The sequence below is a fragment of the Vreelandella neptunia genome (assembly GCF_022489065.1).
Taxonomy (GTDB): Bacteria; Pseudomonadota; Gammaproteobacteria; order Pseudomonadales; family Halomonadaceae; genus Vreelandella; species Vreelandella neptunia_A.
Genome location: NZ_JAKVTW010000002.1, coordinates 36,478 through 56,064 on the forward strand (window position 1 = coordinate 36,478; position 19,587 = coordinate 56,064).

General features: G+C 52.7%; 18 protein-coding genes. 7 read left to right on the plus strand and 11 right to left on the minus strand.

The features are described from left to right. Window positions 1–276: 276 nt before the first annotated feature. From MLE19_RS04335 to MLE19_RS04380, 10 genes are all read right to left on the minus strand, one after another. Window positions 277–876, minus strand: coding sequence for a glutathione S-transferase family protein (locus tag MLE19_RS04335; protein ID WP_240716857.1), 600 nt, complete (start codon window positions 874–876; stop codon window positions 277–279). Next, window positions 873–2,165 carry a TRAP transporter large permease gene (locus tag MLE19_RS04340; RefSeq protein WP_240716858.1) on the minus strand — a complete coding sequence of 431 codons (1,293 nt, stop codon included), beginning with the start codon at window positions 2,163–2,165 and terminating at the stop codon, window positions 873–875. Before MLE19_RS04340 ends, MLE19_RS04335 begins: the two co-directional genes overlap by 4 nt. Window positions 2,166–2,205: 40 nt before the next feature. Beyond that, the gene (locus MLE19_RS04345; RefSeq protein ID WP_240716859.1) at window positions 2,206–2,736 is read right to left on the minus strand and encodes a TRAP transporter small permease; all 531 of its coding nucleotides are present in this window, start codon (window positions 2,734–2,736) and stop codon (window positions 2,206–2,208) included. Between the two features lie 98 nt (window positions 2,737–2,834). Then, a complete protein-coding gene (dctP, locus tag MLE19_RS04350) occupies window positions 2,835–3,833 on the minus strand; it encodes a TRAP transporter substrate-binding protein DctP (RefSeq protein ID WP_240716860.1) in 999 nt (332 codons plus the stop codon). Window positions 3,834–3,972: 139 nt separating this feature from the next. Next, window positions 3,973–4,653 carry a GntR family transcriptional regulator gene (locus MLE19_RS04355; RefSeq protein ID WP_240716861.1) on the minus strand — a complete coding sequence of 227 codons (681 nt, stop codon included), beginning with the start codon at window positions 4,651–4,653 and terminating at the stop codon, window positions 3,973–3,975. 13 nt (window positions 4,654–4,666) lie between these two features. After that, window positions 4,667–5,158 carry a VOC family protein gene (locus MLE19_RS04360; RefSeq protein WP_240716862.1) on the minus strand — a complete coding sequence of 164 codons (492 nt, stop codon included), beginning with the start codon at window positions 5,156–5,158 and terminating at the stop codon, window positions 4,667–4,669. Then, entirely contained in the window at window positions 5,155–6,261 is a 1,107-nt protein-coding gene (locus MLE19_RS04365) for a mandelate racemase/muconate lactonizing enzyme family protein (RefSeq protein WP_240716863.1), read from the minus strand. Before MLE19_RS04365 ends, MLE19_RS04360 begins: the two co-directional genes overlap by 4 nt. Further along, on the minus strand, window positions 6,261–7,067 hold the full coding sequence (locus tag MLE19_RS04370) for an SDR family NAD(P)-dependent oxidoreductase (protein WP_240716864.1): 807 nt from the start codon (window positions 7,065–7,067) through the stop codon (window positions 6,261–6,263). Before MLE19_RS04370 ends, MLE19_RS04365 begins: the two co-directional genes overlap by 1 nt. After that, a complete protein-coding gene (locus MLE19_RS04375; protein WP_276322330.1) occupies window positions 7,068–8,138 on the minus strand; it encodes a glycerol dehydrogenase in 1,071 nt (356 codons plus the stop codon). 13 nt (window positions 8,139–8,151) lie between these two features. After that, window positions 8,152–8,970, minus strand: coding sequence for a shikimate dehydrogenase family protein (locus tag MLE19_RS04380; RefSeq protein ID WP_240716866.1), 819 nt, complete (start codon window positions 8,968–8,970; stop codon window positions 8,152–8,154). 141 nt (window positions 8,971–9,111) lie between these two features. Here MLE19_RS04380 and MLE19_RS04385 point away from each other — a divergent pair, with 141 nt between their 5' ends. Further along, window positions 9,112–10,086, plus strand: coding sequence for an L-idonate 5-dehydrogenase (locus tag MLE19_RS04385; RefSeq protein ID WP_240717193.1), 975 nt, complete (start codon window positions 9,112–9,114; stop codon window positions 10,084–10,086). Between the two features lie 432 nt (window positions 10,087–10,518). After that, window positions 10,519–11,499, plus strand: a complete 981-nt coding sequence (locus MLE19_RS04390) for an IS30 family transposase (protein WP_240716867.1) — start codon at window positions 10,519–10,521, stop codon at window positions 11,497–11,499. Window positions 11,500–12,252: 753 nt separating this feature from the next. On the opposite strand, the gene MLE19_RS04395 is transcribed toward MLE19_RS04390, so the two are convergent. Continuing rightward, complete coding sequence (locus tag MLE19_RS04395; protein WP_240716868.1) at window positions 12,253–13,302, minus strand: LacI family DNA-binding transcriptional regulator; 1,050 nt, start codon at window positions 13,300–13,302, stop codon at window positions 12,253–12,255. A 76-nt stretch (window positions 13,303–13,378) separates the two neighbouring features. Between MLE19_RS04395 and iolE the strand changes: the two genes are divergently transcribed. The 5 genes from iolE to MLE19_RS04420 all read left to right on the plus strand — a co-directional run bounded on the left by iolE (window position 13,379) and on the right by MLE19_RS04420 (window position 19,548). Beyond that, window positions 13,379–14,299, plus strand: coding sequence for a myo-inosose-2 dehydratase (gene iolE / locus MLE19_RS04400; protein WP_240716869.1), 921 nt, complete (start codon window positions 13,379–13,381; stop codon window positions 14,297–14,299). 32 nt (window positions 14,300–14,331) lie between these two features. Beyond that, window positions 14,332–15,495 carry a Gfo/Idh/MocA family protein gene (locus MLE19_RS04405; protein ID WP_240716870.1) on the plus strand — a complete coding sequence of 388 codons (1,164 nt, stop codon included), beginning with the start codon at window positions 14,332–14,334 and terminating at the stop codon, window positions 15,493–15,495. 25 nt (window positions 15,496–15,520) lie between these two features. Next, window positions 15,521–16,678, plus strand: coding sequence for a Gfo/Idh/MocA family protein (locus MLE19_RS04410; protein WP_240716871.1), 1,158 nt, complete (start codon window positions 15,521–15,523; stop codon window positions 16,676–16,678). A gap of 26 nt (window positions 16,679–16,704) precedes the next feature. Beyond that, a complete protein-coding gene (locus MLE19_RS04415; RefSeq protein WP_240716872.1) occupies window positions 16,705–17,697 on the plus strand; it encodes a Gfo/Idh/MocA family protein in 993 nt (330 codons plus the stop codon). A 135-nt stretch (window positions 17,698–17,832) separates the two neighbouring features. Continuing rightward, entirely contained in the window at window positions 17,833–19,548 is a 1,716-nt protein-coding gene (locus tag MLE19_RS04420; protein ID WP_240716873.1) for a purine-cytosine permease family protein, read from the plus strand. Window positions 19,549–19,587: the final 39 nt, after the last annotated feature.

The window sequence follows — 19,587 nt, forward strand, 5'->3', positions numbered from 1 at the left end:
TACTGAACTGTGTTGCTATGAGACATGCTATTCAAAGGTTAATTACGCGTCAATAATAATGCATGATATATGATGCATTGTTTTTAGCGGTAGTTAACCTACCTAATATCAGCCAGGAAAGACTACACAATCTGTTCTATTGTCTTTATCACGCAGCGTCTCCACCTATACATTTTAGAAACAAGCATGGTAGCTAGGAAGATCGACAGCTCAAGGTGTATACGCTTGATGCAAGTAAATGACTTAATAAGAAATTAGGCCACCTACTTGTCTTATTTATTTAGGCTGGGTGTCCTGAAAGGCCGGTCGCTTATTCAGTGCCTCGGCAAAGGCAGCAAGGGCGGGGAAGTCGGTACGCCAAGTTAGCTGCGGATATCGAAAGTCTAAATAGGCGAGGGCACAGCCAGTAGCGATGTCTCCGATGTCAGGTTCTTCCGCATCCCCCACCTCATGAGACATTACTTCCAAGCAACGGGCGACTTTACCCATTTGGCTTTCAACCCAGTCAGACCAGCGCCGAGGTTCAGGCCGCAATGTCGTCTCGTAGCGCGCCAGCAAGGCCGCTTCAATTAAACCATCGGCCAACGCCTCACGGCGTAAGGCACGCCATAAAGCCAGTTCTGTTGGGTATAGCTCCGTCCCCTCGCCTAGGTAGCGGCAGATCACCGGACTATCGAACAACACCTCCCCCGTAGGAATGCGCAAGGCGGGAATCTTTGCCAAGGGGTTGACTCGAACAAGATCCTCGGGCGGAGCGATGGGGCTTGCAAAGACAGAAATTAAATCAAGCGACCAACCGACCTCACGAGCAACAATACGAGCCTTACGCACGAAAGGAGACATAGATGCATAGTAAAGCTTGCAGTTATTAGTCACAGAAGCACCTTTGGGAGAAGCAATGAAATGGCGGGAATTAGCGTCAACAAAAGAAGTGCAATGATCAGCGCCAAGAGAAATGGCCAAGCTTGGCGAACGTATTCCTCTATCCGGACTTTAGCGATCGAAATGGTGATGAACATCATGGTGCCAACTGGCGGGGTAAAGCCCGCTATAGTCAAGTTGACGGCCATAACAATGCCGAAGTGTGCCGGGTCAATACCCATCTCGTTGGCAACCGGTAGCAATAGTGGGGTCATAAGAATGATGGCCGAGCCACCTTCGAAGAACATGCCAATAAACAGTAATAAAAGATTGACGACGAGAAGGAAGATAATAGGGTTATGAATCGAATCCAGTAGCATATTTGAGAAGGCTGCTGGTATCCCTTCCCAAGTCAAGTAGGCTGCGAAAGCATTGGCTGCACAAATGATGAACATAACGCCAGCCGTCACAAGCACTGATTCTTTTATAATAGGTACTAGGTCTTTCCATCTCAGTTCACGATAAACAAATGTACCTACAAACACGGCATAGACTACTGCAATAGCGCCTGCCTCAGTTGGAGTAAAGACACCAAAACGTAGCCCCATAATGATACCGAGCGGCAGTAAAAGCGCTCCAATGCTACGTACAAGCTGCACGCCTATTTCCCGCAAACTAGCTCGGCTGTCGCGTGATGCGGCATAGCCCTTAAATCGAGATACAATCGACACAGTTAGCATTAGGATGACGGTCAGCATCAACCCCGGCAAAAGACCTGCCATGAACATGCGGGCAACTGACACATCAGCCACTAGTGCGTAAAGTATCAGAATGATGCCAGGTGGAATAATCGGTGTTATACAGGCCGAAGCAGCAGTCACCACGGTGGAAAACGCGCGATTATAACCGAGGCGCTCCATCTGGGGGACTATCATCTTGGTCTGCATAGCGGCATCGGCATTGGCCGAGCCGGATACCCCACCCATCATCGCTGACAGCAACACATTTACCTGCGCCATACCGCCCCGCATATGACCAATCAACAGCTCTGCCAACTTCATTAACCTGGTCGTAATGCCCGCATAGTTAAAAACGACGCCAGCACAGGTGAAGAATGGGATTGCCAGGTAGGGAAAACTTTCCATTGAGGCAATCATCGTCTGGATCATCATTTCTTGTGGCATGAAATTGTTGACGAAACCAAAATAGACAGCTGTCGAGATTAGTAGCGCCAAAGCAATTGGCACACGCAGTATAAACAATACGAATAGAAGGATGACCGGCGAATAGGACAGCAGGGTCATAGCAGATTCCTTAATTAATTATTATAAAGTCTGGGAAACATTAAACCGACGGGCCACTATAAAAACTAGCTTCATCTTGGCTGGTTTTAGCGCACCGACTACGCGAATCGCAGATAAGGTGATAGGCTGAATAAATAGCCATCAGTACGAAGGCGACTAGCGGTGCTAAATTAAGCCAGAAATAAGGTACCTCCAAAACCGGGGTGCGACGTATGAACCCGCCTTGCGCCAGTGTCCATGATAGCCAAGCAAGCCATAGGTTGGCCCCAACCAGTGACGCATCTACCAACAGTGCCAAAGCTCGTTGTAACCGAATAGGAAATAGTTCAAAAAGCACATCGACCGAAATCAGGGCGCGTGTACGGTATAGCCAAGCGATAGCCAAAAAAGTGGACCACGTGAAGCCTATATAGGCCAGTTCTTCTGTGAATAAAACGCTAGTCTGGAATAAATAGCGGAGAAACACATTTACAACAACGACACCCAGCATAATGACGAAAAAGCCTCCTGCGACGATTAGTTCTACATTGCAGGCTGCTTGACGGGCCTTAACTAATATAGCATTCCGCATAAAAATCTCCCCAGGACTACATCGCACCAATAAATACGTTTTGATCTCCCCCTGGATTCGACCAGGGGGATGCAGCCAAGTGTAGGTCGGCAACAGTGTTAGCCAATAATTGTGTGAATGCGATCATAAAGACTGGATGGCCACTCCGGGAAATGGCTTGGGGTCGCTGCAGCGGCATCCAGGAAACTGGATTGATCAACATCATTGAAAACCAAACCAGCCTCTTCTAACTTATTGCGATATTCCTGTTCTAATGCAATCATTTCAGGTTGACGGATACTGGTATAGCCTCGGCCGACTGTATCTAACGCATGCTGAGCAGGGGTAGGTAGGTTTTCATAAACCTGCTGTGACATCAGGATTGAAGTTGTCGCAACAAGATGATTAGTCAGCGAAATATAGGGCTTAGTTTCAAACCAGCGGGTCGAATGGATAACCGATAGCGGGCTTTCAGCACCGTCGGCCACGCCTTGGCTGAGAGCAGAATAAGCCTCCGAAAAGGCGGTATTGGTGATATTGCCACCTAGAACTCGCCCAACCTCATTCCACATCTTGGTAGGTGCATTGCGAATCTTCAGGCCCTGAGTATCGGCACGCGTCATGACTTGCCGATTGGACAGCAGGTGCCGTGTACCAAAATAAGTCATCGTCAGAACACGGAGACCTTGCGCCTGAACTTCTTCCTCCCAGCTTTTAACGAGCTCTGAGTTCCACAGCTTCCCAATATCTTCTGGTTTTTTAAGCAGATAGGGTGCCATCATGGAGGCGAAATCTGATTTGTAGTTGTATAAATGGGTTGGGTCACTATCCTGCAGAACGGGTGCGCCGCGTGACACAGCCTCGATCATGTCATTAGTCTTACCTAGAGTCTCAGATGGGTAGATCTCGATTCTAAGCGTTCCCTCCGAAGCTTGCTCGAGCCGCCGACCAAAGTCCTGCCACATGATGAAAGTGGGATCTTGATTGCCTACAACTAGATTCATTCGCAGTAACGTCGGCGACTGGGCATGTAAAATCGAGGGCGCGACCAAACCCGAGGCCACTGCGGCCCCGCCTAGAGCAGTAGATTTCATGAACTGTCTACGTGAGATAGTCATTGTTATTTCTCCTCAGACAAAATCTAATTTAGTTGCTATGTGACCGGTATTACGATACTCACTGATAAGCTACATAATAATGATGCATGATGCATGATTATTATAAGTAGTCAAAATTTTAAAGACAGCTTTTAGTCCTTTAACTCGCTGAGGAGTTTTTGGAAAGCTCTTCACCGACCTGAAGGATCAGATCATCTGCCCAGTAAATATCCTCTTGGATTGCTTTACGGCTACGCTCACGATCGCCTGCTGACAATGCGTCTAGTAGCTCGTGATGTTTGTGTTCATCGCTGGAGATCTCCCTGACCGGCATCCGAATATGAAATACACGTAGCACTGGACCGATCAGTGTCCACATGTTCTCGCACATACCTACAAGTAGAGGCATACGTGACATACTAAGCAGCGCGAAGTGAAAATCACGATTCAAGTTGCTGGCTTTGGCCGGATCCTTCGAAGCTGCTGCGATAAACTTTGCATGAATCTCGCGTAACTGATCCAATTCTTTTGGTGTTATGCGACCTGCAGCCTCGAATGCTGCACGCCCCTCCAGCTCTGCACGGATTGCCTGGATTTCCATTAGCTGGCCGGTGTCGAAATGAGGCACTTGGAAGGAAGTAGCAGCCCGCATTTGCAGTGCTCGCTCACTAACCAAGCGAAAGATTGCCTCTCGTACTGGAGTAATTGAGGTTCCATACTCCTCTGCCAAACCTGAGATCGTAAGCCGCTCGCCAGGCTCGAACTGACCGTTCATTAAGGCAAGTCGGAGGTTCGTGTAAAGTTGCTCTGATAGATTTTGTCGAGTGAGTTTTTTGGTCATGAATACACTCTCTTCAGCTTTGTGGCTTTTCGACAATTTCAATCAACACACCATGCGGATCCATCATATAGAGTCCACGGCGCCCCTTGGCGATGCCCTCGGTTATAAATACCATACGCCCCTGTTCGCTCCCCCCACCAGCCAGGATACGTGCACGCAACGAATCCACATCCGATGTCATCAGGCAGATATGTGCTACGTTGCCCTGCGAGGCTCGAGTGATCGCTACATCGTCGTACGGGGTATCGATCTGGATGAACTCAATATGTGAGCCATGTCCGAATAAGTGCACTAGGCGTACCTGGGCATCTTTAACTCCCATGAAACCGCCGATCCACTCTTGGCGACGCTCTCCGATTGGCTGAGCTTCGAACCCCAGAATGTCCTGCCAGAATTGAACGGAAGCATGGATATCCGGCGTGATGAAGCCTGTGTGGTCAAAACTAATATCTGGCAACGGTGGTAGGGTTGCTAACGAATCGTTTGTATCCTGGTTTGTTGTCATCTCGTCAGTACCTCTTGATGAGTGGTGAAGCGTTCGAGCGAGTGCCAGTCAAGTGTCACGCCCGCCCCCGGGTTAATGGGAGCGACCAGCATGCCATCCTCTATCTGCATAGGATGCATTAAGAAGGCATCAATGGGGTCCGCCCCTAGTTCAGGAAGGATTGCCTCGATTCGCTCAACCGTGTCATTGGCGAAGCCAAGATGCTGGTGTAGCGTGGCAAAGACATGGGGAATAACTGAGCGGCCTTGCCCCCGAGCAAGAGCAAGCCCCTCCAGTGCGTAACCGATTCCGCCAGAAGCAGCAGCATCGAGCCGTAGTATGTCACAGCCCTCAATCATGTCGCGTAGCGAGGCTACGTCAAGTGCATCCTCGCCAAGGCACAACGGCACACTAGTGCGGCTACGTAATTCTGCCGCGACACGCCAACCTGTAGGGGCAACTGGGTCTTCCAAGAAAAGTGCATTCGTCTCTTCGGCTAGCCTACACCAAGGCAGTGCCTCTGCGGCGCGACACCATGACCAATGAGCATCTAGCCCAAAGCGTACGTTACTCGGTAGCGCATCTGCTAGGGCGTGAACAACGGCAGTGTCAAAGGACAAGTCTCTCCCGTCGATCATTAGCTTGATTGTGCGAAAGCCTTTGGCCGCGAGCGCTTCACCTTCTCGGGCAGCGACATCAGGGGTCATGCCATATCCGATTACCGGCATAAGCTCGACCCGATCACGCAAAGTACCCAGCAAAGCGTGCAAGGGCAGGCCCTCGACTTTTGATTGAGCATCCCACAAAGCGATATCGCAAAGCGACACACCACGCACCATTGTCGCGCGTGGGGCTGGTGTAGGCCCAAGGGCTGTAAGAGCTAGTTTTTTCTTATCTCGAAGAGTGTTACCCAAATATCGTCGGGCAGCCTCAGACACGATCTCGAACAAGGGCAACCCACGGTCGTAGCCATAAGCATAGCCAGTTGTACCGTCCGTTAGTGTGAGTCTGAGTGCGACATAGGTACGCTCGGTGATTCTCGCGGAGCCAAGATGCACCGGTGCCTGCAGTGGGATCACAAGGCGACGGACTTCGGCCCGGCTGATGGCGTTATCCAGAATCATCAGCTTGATGCTCCAAGACTCTGAGGTTCTACCAGCAGCGAATTACTGGTCATGCCACCATCAACCATCAGCAGTTGACCGGTCACGAAGCTAGCAGCATCAGACGCAAGGAATACAGCCGTTCCTCCCAATTCACTTGGTTTCGCCCAGCGGGACATTGGAGTGCGATCGGTTACAGTCTTCTCAAAGGGGGTGCCGAGGACGTGTTGGTTCATTTCAGTCAAGATATAGCCTGGCCCAATCGAGTTGACAGTAATATTGTGCGGCCCAAGCTCCGCAGCTAGACCTCTCGTCAGCCCCAGCACACCATGCTTTGCAGCCACATACGAAATGACTCCAGGGCGAGAAGAAATTGACATAACAGAGCCGGTATTAATGATGCGCCCTCTGCCCTGTGCTTTCATTGGACGTGCACAGGCCCGCGCAACCGCATAGACCGCATTCAGGTTGATGTCAATCACGCGCATGAAGTCCGGCATAGTATGATCTTCGATGGGTGAACGAATCAGGATGCCAGCATTGTTTATCAAGATGTCCAGGCGCCCTAAACTGGATACAATCTCCTCGATTGATGCATCTAAACCGTCAAAATCGGTTACGTTAAAAACTGCCGGCGTGGCCTTCCCGCCCTCCCTTTCAATGGAATGGCAGGCTTCCTCAGCAATATCTGAATGCAAGTCGTTAATGACTACATGTGCACCGGCCTTGGCCAGTGCCTTCGCAAAGGCTAAGCCAATGCCGCGACCAGCCCCGGTCACTAGAGCAACCCGTCCTTCCAATGAGAACTGTTCTAAATTGACTGTCATCTACGCTGCCTCAATACGTGCGATGGCCTCGGCAATATCGCGTGCGCAGATTTCACGATTGAATTTCTTCATATGTGAGGCTTCAGCGGAGACTGTCGCGATAGTCTGAATTATCGACTCAGTGATCTGATCTGCTCCCAGATGCGATAATTTTAGCGGAAGCTTCGCATCGCGATAAAAGGCACGTATATCGTCCATAAAGGCTGCATCACGCTCTTCCAGTTCTAGCTGTACCAGCAGGCCATAGGCTACCTGGTGTCCATGTAAAGCACTGGCCACGCCTGGAATGGCCGATAGGCCGCGCGTCATGCCGTGGCTAACCGAAAGTCCGCCACTCTCGAAAGCTAAACCGCTCATCAGAACGCAAGCTTCAACTAATGCCTCGAAAGACTCGTTGGTTTCCCCAGTAGCATGAGCACGATAGGCTACGATCATGTGCTCTCGCACAGTATCGTAGCAGGCACGAGCCAAGGCCAGTGCGGTCAGAGGAGAGGTTGCCCCAAAGACATTTTTGCCACCTGCACTGATGCATTGCTCAACTTCAAAAGCCTTGACCAGCGCATCGCCGACACCGGCGGACAGTAACTCTATCGGGGCTTTAATAATGATATCGGTATCGACCAGTACAAGTTCTGGATTGCCATTATTCTCCTCAACTCCAACCAGCTTGTGATCTTTGTCATAGATCACCGCGATATGGCTAGTGGGGGAGTCATTCGAGGCAACGGTTGGCACTGAGACAAAGGCGGCGCCGGTATCGCGAGCAACTATTTTGCCAGTATCAATCGTCTTTCCACCGCCCGCACTAATGATGATTTCTGGTTTGCTATTGCCGATTTCATCCACGATACGCGCAATTTCTTCATAGGTGATTTCGCCAGCAAAGGGAATGACTGTGAGATCAACACCTTCCGCTGAAGCGCTTTGCTGAATCACATCGCCGCAAATCTCCTGCACTCGTCGGTCAGCTATCAAGACAGCTGAGTGGCCTATCCGAGCAAGTTCCTTGCCAATGTGGGACATTACCCCAGCCCCTTGGACATATCGACGCGGTGCTCCGAATATGATCATATTTACCTCTAATTTAAGCAGTATGTCGCTTGGTTGCGTCGCCAAGCACGAAATCGATGAACGGGTCAATTTGACCGGCAATCATCGCCTCCCCTGGGACGACTATCGCCCCATGGTCAGTGGCCGCCTGTAGTAGAGGCGTGACCCTAGGAACCATTACTACCTCCGCTACGATCATGTCAGGTTTAATCAGATCAATCGGAATGGGAAGCGGATCGCCATCCCGCATTCCAAGAGAGGTAGCATTAATAGCGATATCGAAGCCTGTTGGATCTGCCGTTCCAACCTCAATAGAGACAGCATGCGCCGTCGATAAGAGCTTTAGTCGAGCAACCATTGCCTCTGCACGTTGAGTGGTGCGGTTCGCAATCCGCAGGCGAATCACGCCGGCCTTGATCAATGCGGCAGCAATGGCGAGAGCCACCCCGCCAGCTCCTACAATGAGTGCAGAACGCTGTTGCAGATTAATGCCTTGTTTGCGCATACCTCCCACAAATCCTTCGCCATCTAAAATGCGTCCTGTCAGTGTTCCATCTGCTTCACGCCGAATGACGTTGGCGACCTGTAGCGTTTCGGCCACGCCCTCTAGCCGGTCGCAAAGGCGGGCACAGGCTTCCTTGTGCGGAATAGTCACAATAGCTCCCGCCAGACTTTCAGCGCAACGTAGAACGGCCATAGTGTCAGCAAGTCTTTTTGGTGAGACTTGCCATGGCACTAAAGCAGCATTGATTCCCAGTTCGGTACAGCGCGGATTGAACAACTGCGGTGTTTGCAGGTGTTCAGCAGGGTAAGCTAGATGTACCAGAACCGATGTTTTTCCATTAATTTGCATACCCCCTCCTATATGCTGTTTTAATGCATCATATATGATATTTTATTAGTGTCAAGGAACTCAATTGCACCAAGGAGGTAGCTAATGTCAGAAACATTGGTACTGGAACGCCCAGGAAAACTTTTCATCACTTCACGGCCTATGCCACATCCCGGTCCAGGCGAGGTGTGTGTCCGTGTCAGCTATGCTGGGATATGTGGTTCGGATTTGCATTACTTCTTACATGGAGGGTTCGGGAAGATTCGTATGCAAGAACCTATGGTGTTGGGTCACGAAGGCTGCGGCATTATCCAGGCCGTGGGAAGTGGTGTCGATTCCGATCGCATCGGTCAGTGGGTGGCAGTCAACCCTTCACTATCCTGCAGGGTTTGCGATGAATGCAGGGCTGGGCGTGTCCGCTTCTGCACCTCTATGTGCTTTATGGGTAGTGCTACACGAAATCCCCCTGTAGAAGGAGTGTTCCGTCAGCACGTGGTCTGCACGGCGGCTCAGGCACTCCCCTATACAGGTGAGACGCTGGAGGAAGCTGCATTGGCTGAGCCTCTTGCCGTTTGCCTGCATGCAATTTCTCAGGTAAACGGCCTGAACGACAAGCGTGTGCTAATTACGGGCTTTGGCCCCATTGGCGCTCTATGCCTACTGGTAGCGCGTCATGCAGGGGCAGCGCATATTTCCGTCACAGATGTTTCCGCAAGTGCGCTGGATCTGGCACGCCAGCTGGGAGCTAATGCAGCTTATGATAGCTCAGTTCCGGGCGCGCTAGATGCACTTACCGAGGAGGGAGGATGTGTAGATGTCTCTCTGGAGTGCTCAGCCCATCCGTCTGCCATTGCGGATGCCATTACAGCAACGCGGCCTTGTGGAACGGTGGTGCAGATTGGCATGTTAGGCCTAGAGACAACGGCTCCACTGACCCATATCGTCACAAAGGAGCTGAACTTTCGCGGCTCTTTCCGCTTCGATGTTGAATTCGAGGAGGCTGTAAAGCTAATTGCATCCCGTAAAATCGACGTACGCCCATTGATCACACAACGATTGTCACTAGCGGAAGCGGATAAGGCCTTTTCTCTAGCCCAAGATCGCAATCAATCAATGAAGGTTCTGTTCAAGTTTTAGGAGCTAATGGCTTTCTAATTCAGAAGTTTCGGCAGGTTAGGGGTAAGACAAAATGTCGATAGCGGTATCATTTCTTGTCCAAACTGACATTTCCCTTTTTAGAATTAAGCTTGCGAGGAGTTACGGCCTTCATGCTCTTTGCTTCAACCTGCTCAAAAGTACACTCGCTGTTATGGTCTTTGTCAGCAATCAACGCATCACCTGGGGGGGCAAGTCGCTAATTATTGCCTAGGCTTCTGTGTTGTCGTACCTCTCCGCACTTTGCAGCGGGCAATCCGTACGTGCCAACGGCTTGATAAGTCTTGCTGGAGTTTCCTGGATTGCTTTTATCCTGGATTCATAGAATAAGCGCAGCACTTTGGACCACAAGGTAGAGGCAGGAGGGCCAGCGCCGGTACCCTCTCTGCCTTACCTACCAAAGTGAAGCAGAGCATGGGATACCGACAACTGACCCAAGTCCAACGATACCAAATTTTTGCCTATCTTGAGACCGGCATCAGCCAGCGACAGATCGCCAAGGCTATTGGTGTCCACAGCAGCACCATTAGCCGCGAGATAAAGCGTAACGGTCTGATCAGTGGCTATGCGCCTGAACAGGCCCAATTGGCAAGTGATCAGCGCCGACGTAGCGCCTGGAAAGTGCCAAGCCTGATTCGCTGGGTCACTGGCCAATTAATGGACGAATGGAGCCCTCAACAAATCAGCGGTTTTATGGCCAATGCCAAAGGGGTTTGCGTGAGCCATCAGTGGATCTACGCATTAATCTGGGACGACAAGCAGCACGGCGGAACATTATGGAAACGGCTCCGACTGCCACGCCAACGGCGCTATCAGCGCCAATTGGCTAAGCGGGCGGGGTTAGGCAAGTTCCCGCATCGGGTCGGTATTGAGCAGCGCCCTGCCGAGGTGGGAGGACGGCGCCATATCGGGCATTGGGAAGGCGATACGGTACTCAAGGGTCACAAAGAATCCGGATTGGTGACGCTGGTCGAAAGGCGCAGTGGCTATCTTTTGGCAGCGCGGCTACCAATGATCACCGCCACCAGAACGGCTCAGGCGATGACGCGGTTATTGGCACCACGCCGAGGGGCCGTGCGCACCATCACTTTGGATAATGGGGCGGAATTCGCCGAGCACAGGAAAGTAGCCAAGGCCGTCTCGGCAAAGACCTATTTTTGCGACCCGTACTGCTCATGCCAGCGTGGTACCAATGAAAACACCAATGGCCTGATTAGGCAGTATTTTCCTAAAGGTACTGACTTCCGAAAAGTGACCGATGCCGAGCTACGAAGAGTCGTCAATAAGCTAAACGATAGACCAAGAAAGCGGCTGGAATACCGAACCCCAGCCCAGGTGTTCTTAGGTAAATACTCAGGAGCACTAGAAACCGCAGGTGCTGCACTTATTAGTTGAATTCAGGATCAAAGGCTTGAATTTTGTATGAGATGGCTCCTGTACTGACGTGATTTGCTTTGACGTAAGAGCCATCAATGAATAACTATTTGACATCAGGGTCATTCACCCACGTGCTGCAAACTCACACCGCCGACTAGCCGTTGAAGCGTTTATAGACCGTATTCCAAGGTTCAAATGCTTCGCTCGGAGCCCGCCGCTAAAAGCTCGTGCGCATCTGTTGAAAGAGTGCCTTTCGCAGCAGATCGCAGATTGGCCTTATTCTCGACATGGTTTTAAAGCAGTATAGGTTTTAGCTTCGACCAGTGCTCATTCCTAAGTATTTGTCGAGATATGACAAGCTCGGCGGTTGGTGTTGGAGCCTCTCTGTATTTACGACCTTTTTTTTATCCTGCCAAGTCTGCTTAGCACTAGCACACCCTGGTCAACAGAGTAAAACCTGTGACCATCACAATAGAATCAACGTGTGTGTAATGGGTTCCTGTTTATGGGCTTCTTGAAGAGCGCGGTTTGAAGCGCTTTTGGTCAATGCTCCTACAGCGAAGAATGTGCCAGTATGTAAGCCAGCTTCTAATGATGCTCAGTGGTTATTTTATGAATTGTTTTTGGTTTCACACTGTTTAAACAATAACGTTAGCGCTCGCGAAAGCGGCTTTCTAAGCTGACGATTGCAGGTTATTACAGCATAGGTAGCTTGGATGCCTGTCCTTTCGCGTGTGCTGAGCCTATTGTCCAGCGCTCAGCAGAATTGCGCTATACGCTCTCTGGCGTGTAGATGTCAATGGGCAAAATAAATTGCCGTGTTCCTTCCGGCCTGTGCTCTTCAGCGAGCCAGTCGACCATGGCGGCGATGGTGCGCTCAGCCATTTCGCGGCGTGGGAGCGAGAGCAACATGTCTATCGTACCGTCTATCAGCGCGGCCCGCGTCGTCGCGGTCAAGTCGTGGCCTAGCACGAAAAGATCCTGCCGATTGTTTTGACGCAGTGTCGTCACAACGCCCTCAATGCCGCCCCCGGCCACATACAGTCCTTTCAAATCAGGCTCGGCGTGCAGCAATGCCTGGGTAGCCTGGGCCGCCACGGCGGGATCTTCAAGACTAAACATGGGCTCTACCACGCTAAAGTCGGAGGCCTTCTCGCGAAAGTAGCTGCGAAACCCAATTTCGTAAAGCTCCTGGCAAACATAGCGATGGCTTCCCGTAATAATGCCCACCGGGCCTGGCTGATTCATGCGGCTAATGGCCCAGGCCGCCGTGCGGCCCATTCTGCGCGCATCCTGGCCGATAAATCCGGCGCTTTGGCCGCCTGCTGGCAGTTCCGAAAGCAGGGCAAATACCGGGATGCCCCGTTGGCGTAACCGGGCAATGGTGTGCGACACCTCCGGGTGATCGGTGGCCACTACGCCGATTGCCTCTACTTGCTGGCCGAGGCGCGAGAGGGCAGCAGAGACCTGGCCTGGGTCCAGCGTGTCGCAATACTCAATAACGGGCGAAAGCGTGGCTGATTGATAGTTTTTTGATGAGTCTATCAAGGTGTCGGCAATAATGCGATAAACCGGAGAGCGCCGCTTTTGAAGCAGGAAGCCAAGCTTGATGGGCTGCGCGGGAGAAAGCTTACGATCATGTTCGATATCCTCTGGTTTTTTTATATAACCTAATGACTTTGCAGCGATTAAGACCTTCTCGGCAGTTTTCTTTCGGACACTTGCTCGGCCACTGAAAACACGGTCAACTGTCGCCACTCCTACCCCGGCAACCTTTGCGATATCGACCATTGTAGGGGTCGACGATGGCTTTCTGGTCATGGATTATCGCTCTTAATGATTTTTATATCATAAATCTATCATAGATCTATCAAATGGCAACGGTGAAGAGATCAACATGACCCAAAAGATAGCCGACCTGTTAATACCCCATCAGCTACAACTGGGTATTAACCCGTTGAGCTGGACCAATGATGTTATCGAAGAGTTTGGTAATGAAACGCCAGTTGAGACCTTCCTTCGCGAAGCCGCCGAGTGTGGCTATCAGGGGGTGGAAATGGGCCGAAAGTTTCCAAGGGAGTCAGCACGGCTAACCTCTTTGTTAAACGAGTATAACCTCTCGCTCGCCAGCGGCTGGTACTCCGGCTTTCTGGCCGAGCGCGATGTAGAAATCGAACTTGAAGAAGTCGCGGCCCATGCCGAGTTGCTCGCTGCCTGCGGCGCCCGGGTAATGGTGTATGGCGAGTGTGGGCTGATGCCGGGCGACGACCCGTTGAATGCTCCGTTATCCCAGACGCCCGTTGTCTCTCAGGCGGGCTGGCAGGCTTATGGTGAACGCATGACGCGCTTTGCGGAAACCCTCAAGGCCCGCCACGGTATCGCGCTTGCTTACCATGCTCACCTGATGATGGTAGTGGAAAGTGAAGAGGAGATCGATTCACTCATGGCCAATACCGGTGACGCTGTTGGCCTTTTGTTCGACGCTGGCCATGTGGTGGCGGGGGGCGGTGACTTGGAAAGGCTGTTGGCGCGTCACGGCAAGCGTATCAACCATCTCCACTTTAAAGACATTCGGCGTGACGTGATGGCGAAGGTACGCCAAGACGATATTAGCTTCAACCAAGGGGTGCGTGACGGCATGTTCACTGTACCGGGGGATGGCTACTTGGACTTCTCGCCACTGATCGATTTTGCCACTAACAGTGATTATCAAGGCTGGCTAATCGTAGAGGCTGAGCAAGACCCTTCCAAAGCACCGCCCAAAGAGATGGCCACGCTTGCCTACCGCCACCTCCACCAGCTGCTGGCGCGGCGCTGAATAGCACACCACATTGCAACGGAGAGAAACCGATGACCTCGACATTGAATATTGGATTGATTGGTAGCGGCTTTATGGGGCAGGCGCACGCCGATGCCTACCACCGTGCTCGGATGCTCTACCGCGATCTGCCGCTAACCCCACACCCCTACGCGATTGCTGACCAGGGGCAAGAGGCTGCAGAGGCCGCCCGCAGCCGCCTGGGGTTTGAGAAAGGCTATGGTGACTGGCGTGATCTGATTGCCGACCCTGACGTGGACGTGGTGGATATTACTTCGCCTAACGCGCTTCATCACGAGATGGCCCTGGCCGCCATTGCCGCTGGTAAACATGTTTATTGTGAAAAGCCGCTGGCCATGAATGATGACCAGGCCCGCGAAATGCACGAAGCGGCCGAACGTGCCGGTGTGAAAACCATGGTGGCCTTCAACAACATCAAGACCCCGGCAGCGCTGCTTGCCAAGCAGTTGATTGACGCGGGGGAGATTGGCCGTCCTATTCGCTTCCGCGGCACCTTTGATCAAGGGTTCTTCAATGCACTCGATCTTCCTTGGTCATGGCGCTGTTCTCGTGAAGGCGCAGGCACTGGGGCGCTGGGTGATCTTGGCGCTCACATCATCAGCGTGGCGCAGTTTCTAATGGGGGACTTTCAGGAAGTCAACTGCCAGGCCCAGACTCAAATTACCGAACGCCCCATGCCTTCCAGCGATGCGGGATACGCCAGCAAGGTGGAGGAGAACGCAGAAAGGCGCACTGTAGAGAACGATGACCAGACCCAGTCGCTGGTTAAGTTTACCTCTGGCGCGGCGGGTGTGATTGAAAGCTCTCGCGTCGCCGCAGGTCGCGTCTTCGGCGTCTATTGGGAAATATCGGGTACCGAAGGCACGCTGTACATGGACGGTGAGCGCTTCAATGAGTTGCAGGTGTTCCGTTTCAATGATGACAAACGTGACCGCGGTTTCAAGACACTACTGGCGGGCTCTCAGGTACCCCAGTACAGCGCCTTCTTCGGGTTTGACTTTGGCGGCGGTGGTTTGGGCTTTTTCGATATCAAAGTCATGGAAATTCATGACCTGATCCATGGCATCGCCGGGCAGGGCGACTGCTACCCCAACTTTGCTTTTGGCCGCGCCAACCAGCGCATTATTACCGCTATGGATGAATCAGCTCATAGTGGTCAGTGGGTGCGTATCTAAGCCGGGCAGCAAGAAGGAAAGCGCAATGACGACACACAAGATTCGTGTAGGCATGGTGGGCGGCGGGCCGGGGGCGGGGATCGCCAAAGCACATCGTATGGGCATGCGCCTAGATGATCGCTATGAACTGGTGGCAGGTGTTTTCTCACGCTCGCTAGAGAAATCGCAGCAGGCCGCAGTCGAGCTGGGGGTTGACCCAGACCGTGTTTACGAAAGCTATGAGCAGATGGCTCTACAGGAGAGCGCTCGGGAGCGTGGTATCGAGGCGGTGGTGATTGTCACCCCTAACGATAGCCACTTCCCGGTAGCGTGCGCTTTCCTGGAGGCCGGCATTCACGTGATTTGCGATAAGCCGATGACCGGCGACCTCGACGAGGCGGAGCGCCTGCATGACATTGCTGAATCGAGGGGACTCGTGTTTGCCCTAACCCACAATTACAGCGCCTATGCCATGGTACGTGAGGCAGCCCACCTTGTGCGCGCAGGTGCGCTGGGCGAGTTACGCATCGCCATGGTGGAGCACGCCTCCGGCTGGGCTTGGACAAGCGTAGAGGACGATCTCAATAACAAGCAGGCCGCCTGGCGTCTAGATCCCGCACAGTCTGGCACCACCAGCCTGATTTCCGACTTGGGCACCCATGCTCATCAACTGCTGCGTTTCGTGAGCGGCCAGGAAGTCACTGAAGTGTCGGCGGAATTAAACACCTGCGTGCCAGGCCGACGAGTATTTGATGATGCGCAACTGCAGGTACGCTTGGCTAACGGGGCGCGCGGATCTCTTTGGGTCAGCATGGCGGCAACAGGTCACGAGCACGGCTTACGCTTTCGCCTATTTGGCGATAAGGCGTCCCTTGAGTGGTGCCAGATGGATCCTCACTACCTCACCCTAAACTATCCAGATGGTCGGCGTGAAACACGCGTGCAGGGGCATGATAGCCAGAGCGATGACCAAGCCCGATTGACGCGGATAGGGTTGGGTCACCCTGAGGGGTTTATCGAGTCTTTTGCCAATCTTTATAGCGACATTGCCGATGTGATCGAGCGCTATCGCGATACCGCCCAGTCTGCCTGCCAGGATCGACCGCTTCCAACCAGCCGCGATGGCCTCTTGGGCGTACGCTTTGTTAAGGCGGTGGATGAATCTCATAACGCCCAGGGGCGTTGGGTAAGCATTGCGCTTTAGTTTAGTTTCAATAAGGAGGTATCTCTATGCAGCGCTTTGCCTTGATAGGGGCGGGTTTTATCGGCTCATTGCATGCTCGTAACCTGTTTCGTCACTCCAACGTATCGTTGGACTTTATCGCTGACATCGATGTGGAAAAAGCGCAGGCGTTGGCCGCTGAGCATGGTGCTCTGGCTATTAGTATCGACGAGGTATTCACCACCGAGATCGATGCCGTCTTGATTGCCTCATCGACCCCGACTCACGCGGATTACGTTGAGCGGGCGGCCCATGCGGGAAAGGCGATCTACTGCGAGAAACCCATTGACCTGGACACTCGAAGAGCCGAGCAGGCAGTGACCGCCGTTCGCGAGGCGGGAGTGCCGCTGATGATAGGGTTTAACCGTCGTTTTGATGAAAGTCACGCCGCCCTCAAGGAAGTGGCGATGACAGGCGAGCTGGGAAAAATTGAGCTGGTGCAGATGACATGCCGCTCTCAGGAAACACCGCCCATGGCTTATATTAAAGCGTCCGGCGGGCAGATGCGTGATCAGGCGATTCACTTTTTTGATCTGCTCTGCTGGCTCACCGACGATGTACCGGTAGAAGTGCATGTGACCGGCGCAGCGCTGTCCGACCCGAGCATCGGGGAGGCGGGTGACGTGGATACCTCGATTGCTACGCTGCGCATGGCCTCTGGTGCCCTGGTGCAGATCGATTGTACACGGCGCACCGGCTATGGCTACGACGAGCGCGTAGAATTGTTTGGTGCTGAAGGGATGGCCGAATCGCAGCGTCAACCCCATCGCCATCTTTCGATTTACAAAGGGAGTGAACAGATCAGTGATGGACTGCATGCTGATTGGCTCAAGCGCATAGAACCTACGTTCTACGCCGCGCTGGACACCTTTGTGCGTGGGCTTGATGGCGAACAGGTTGATTACCCAAATGCCGGTGCGGCGCTACGTGCCCAGCGTATTGCGGATGCCGCCACGAAGTCGCTACAGACCCGTATGCCGGTCACATTGACGTGGGATTAGGCATTAAGGGTCGACCAAAGTATGGAATGAAATATTTGCTATTAAAAATTATAGAATATAAATTCCATGCAGTCTGATTGTTTACGCTTTAAAAACACTCAGTGCTTATAGCCCCAACAACAACAGGAGATGCGCATGAGCACCCCAACCCCCGCGCTGTCGACGGCGGCAAGTGAGAGCGCTCCCTCATCAACACCACAACCGACAGGAGAATTTGAGCATCAGCGCATTCCGCCCAGCCATCAATTAAGCGGCAAGTACTTCCTGGGTTCATATGCAGGTGAACACGTGGCGGGCACCGAGTTTGTCATCGGCGCCTCGTTAGTCGCGTTGGGCGTTAGTACCAGTGACCTGCTGTGGGGGCTGCTCATTGGCAACCTCTTTGCTGTTCTTTCATGGGCTTGGATATGTAGTCCGGTGGCCGTACGCTCGCGCATGACCATTTACTGGTATCTGGAGCGGCTGGCCGGTAAGCGCTTTTCGCTCATTTATAATCTTCTTAATGGTTTGATTTTTGCCGTGGTGTCGGGGGCGATGATTACGGTATCGGCGTCTGCCTTCCGGGTGGTAACGACCATACCGCCGCAAACCGCCTGGTACCCGCAGAGTATTAGTTTTGTTGCCCTGGTATTGTTTGTCGGCGCTATTACGGTATGGATGACCCTTAAAGGGTTCAAGCTGATCGCCAACTTTTCAACGGTCTGCTCACCTTGGATGGCCACCATGTTCCTGGCCAGTGGCGTAGTGACGGTGCCTATACTGCTGCACATGGGGGAATTAGACGGTTTAACGACGCTCACGGGTGTTGTTGACACCTTTGTCTGGACTGGCGAAACGCCTGAAGGGACTGCCGGTATTTCGGTGTGGGTGATTGCCGCCTGGGCCTGGGGCGCCAACCTGCCCATGCATTTAGGGATGAGCGATATGTCGATACTGCGTTTTGCGCGGAAGTCCTCGTATGGTTATTTCTCTGCGGCGGGGATGTACATTGGCCACTACATGGCGTGGGTTTGCGCTGGGTTGATGGGCGCTACCGCCGCACTGCTGGCAGGCTCTCAGCTAACCCAGATGGATCCAGGCGGTGTTTCCTTCCGGATTCTTGGCGCGATGGGGTTGATTGCGGTGGTCATCGCCGGTTGGACTACCTCGATTCCAAGTCTCTACCGTGCGGGACTTGCCTTCCAGGCGGTTTTCCCTGAGCAATCTCGCGCACGGGTAACCGCGATTACGGGGTTGGCCACGACACTGATTGCTTGCTTCCCCTTCGTATTTACCCAGTGGCTCAATGTGCTTTCTTATTTCATCATGCTGATTGCCCCGGTGGGCGCCATCATTGCGGCGGAGCACTTCTTACTGCCCCGAATGAAGATCCGCCCTCTCTGGCGTGAGCATCAAGGGATGGCTCACAACCGCCCTGCATTTATGGCCTGGGGAATCGGTGTACTGGTCGGGGTAGCACTCCTGTTTGAAGGCTCGCTACACCTCTTTACGCTTTTTATACCTGTGTGGCTGACAAGCTTTATGGCTTACCCACTGCTGTGCCATTTTCAGGGGGATATTGCCAAAGAGGAGATCGATTTCTATCAGGCCGCGTATGGGCCAATTAACCCACCTGAGCTTCAGGGTACCGATACGCCGGAACGCCTGCCGGTACAGCGGCGCAATCCCTGGTACTTTATAGCAGTGGCGTGTCTTGTGGTGATCCTGGGAGTAGCAGGTTGGTCTTGGATGCAAGGCGTGGATGCCACGGCGCATCTGGACACTTTCCAACTGCTTATTGTGGTGCCAACCGTGCTCTACTTTATTGCAGCTACCCTTTGGATGAAAAACCGTCGGGCCCCTCGGCATTGATAGATGAATGAAGTGGCTCGATGCCCCTTGGGCCTGGAT

What these genes read in the sequence shown, in the direction of transcription:
- MLE19_RS04340 (WP_240716858.1), bottom strand. Translation starts at nt 2,165, where the DNA reads ATGACCCTGCTGTCCTATTCGCCGGTCATCCTTCTATTCGTATTGTTT.
- MLE19_RS04345 (WP_240716859.1), bottom strand. Translation starts at nt 2,736, where the DNA reads ATGCGGAATGCTATATTAGTTAAGGCCCGTCAAGCAGCCTGCAATGTA.
- dctP (WP_240716860.1), bottom strand. Translation starts at nt 3,833, where the DNA reads ATGACTATCTCACGTAGACAGTTCATGAAATCTACTGCTCTAGGCGGG.
- MLE19_RS04355 (WP_240716861.1), bottom strand. Translation starts at nt 4,653, where the DNA reads ATGACCAAAAAACTCACTCGACAAAATCTATCAGAGCAACTTTACACG.
- MLE19_RS04360 (WP_240716862.1), bottom strand. Translation starts at nt 5,158, where the DNA reads ATGACAACAAACCAGGATACAAACGATTCGTTAGCAACCCTACCACCG.
- MLE19_RS04365 (WP_240716863.1), bottom strand. Translation starts at nt 6,261, where the DNA reads ATGATTCTGGATAACGCCATCAGCCGGGCCGAAGTCCGTCGCCTTGTG.
- MLE19_RS04370 (WP_240716864.1), bottom strand. Translation starts at nt 7,067, where the DNA reads ATGACAGTCAATTTAGAACAGTTCTCATTGGAAGGACGGGTTGCTCTA.
- MLE19_RS04375 (WP_276322330.1), bottom strand. Translation starts at nt 8,138, where the DNA reads ATGATCATATTCGGAGCACCGCGTCGATATGTCCAAGGGGCTGGGGTA.
- MLE19_RS04380 (WP_240716866.1), bottom strand. Translation starts at nt 8,970, where the DNA reads ATGCAAATTAATGGAAAAACATCGGTTCTGGTACATCTAGCTTACCCT.
- MLE19_RS04385 (WP_240717193.1), top strand. Translation starts at nt 9,112, where the DNA reads ATGCCACATCCCGGTCCAGGCGAGGTGTGTGTCCGTGTCAGCTATGCT.
- MLE19_RS04390 (WP_240716867.1), top strand. Translation starts at nt 10,519, where the DNA reads ATGGGATACCGACAACTGACCCAAGTCCAACGATACCAAATTTTTGCC.
- MLE19_RS04395 (WP_240716868.1), bottom strand. Translation starts at nt 13,302, where the DNA reads ATGACCAGAAAGCCATCGTCGACCCCTACAATGGTCGATATCGCAAAG.
- iolE (WP_240716869.1), top strand. Translation starts at nt 13,379, where the DNA reads ATGACCCAAAAGATAGCCGACCTGTTAATACCCCATCAGCTACAACTG.
- MLE19_RS04405 (WP_240716870.1), top strand. Translation starts at nt 14,332, where the DNA reads ATGACCTCGACATTGAATATTGGATTGATTGGTAGCGGCTTTATGGGG.
- MLE19_RS04410 (WP_240716871.1), top strand. Translation starts at nt 15,521, where the DNA reads ATGACGACACACAAGATTCGTGTAGGCATGGTGGGCGGCGGGCCGGGG.
- MLE19_RS04415 (WP_240716872.1), top strand. Translation starts at nt 16,705, where the DNA reads ATGCAGCGCTTTGCCTTGATAGGGGCGGGTTTTATCGGCTCATTGCAT.
- MLE19_RS04420 (WP_240716873.1), top strand. Translation starts at nt 17,833, where the DNA reads ATGAGCACCCCAACCCCCGCGCTGTCGACGGCGGCAAGTGAGAGCGCT.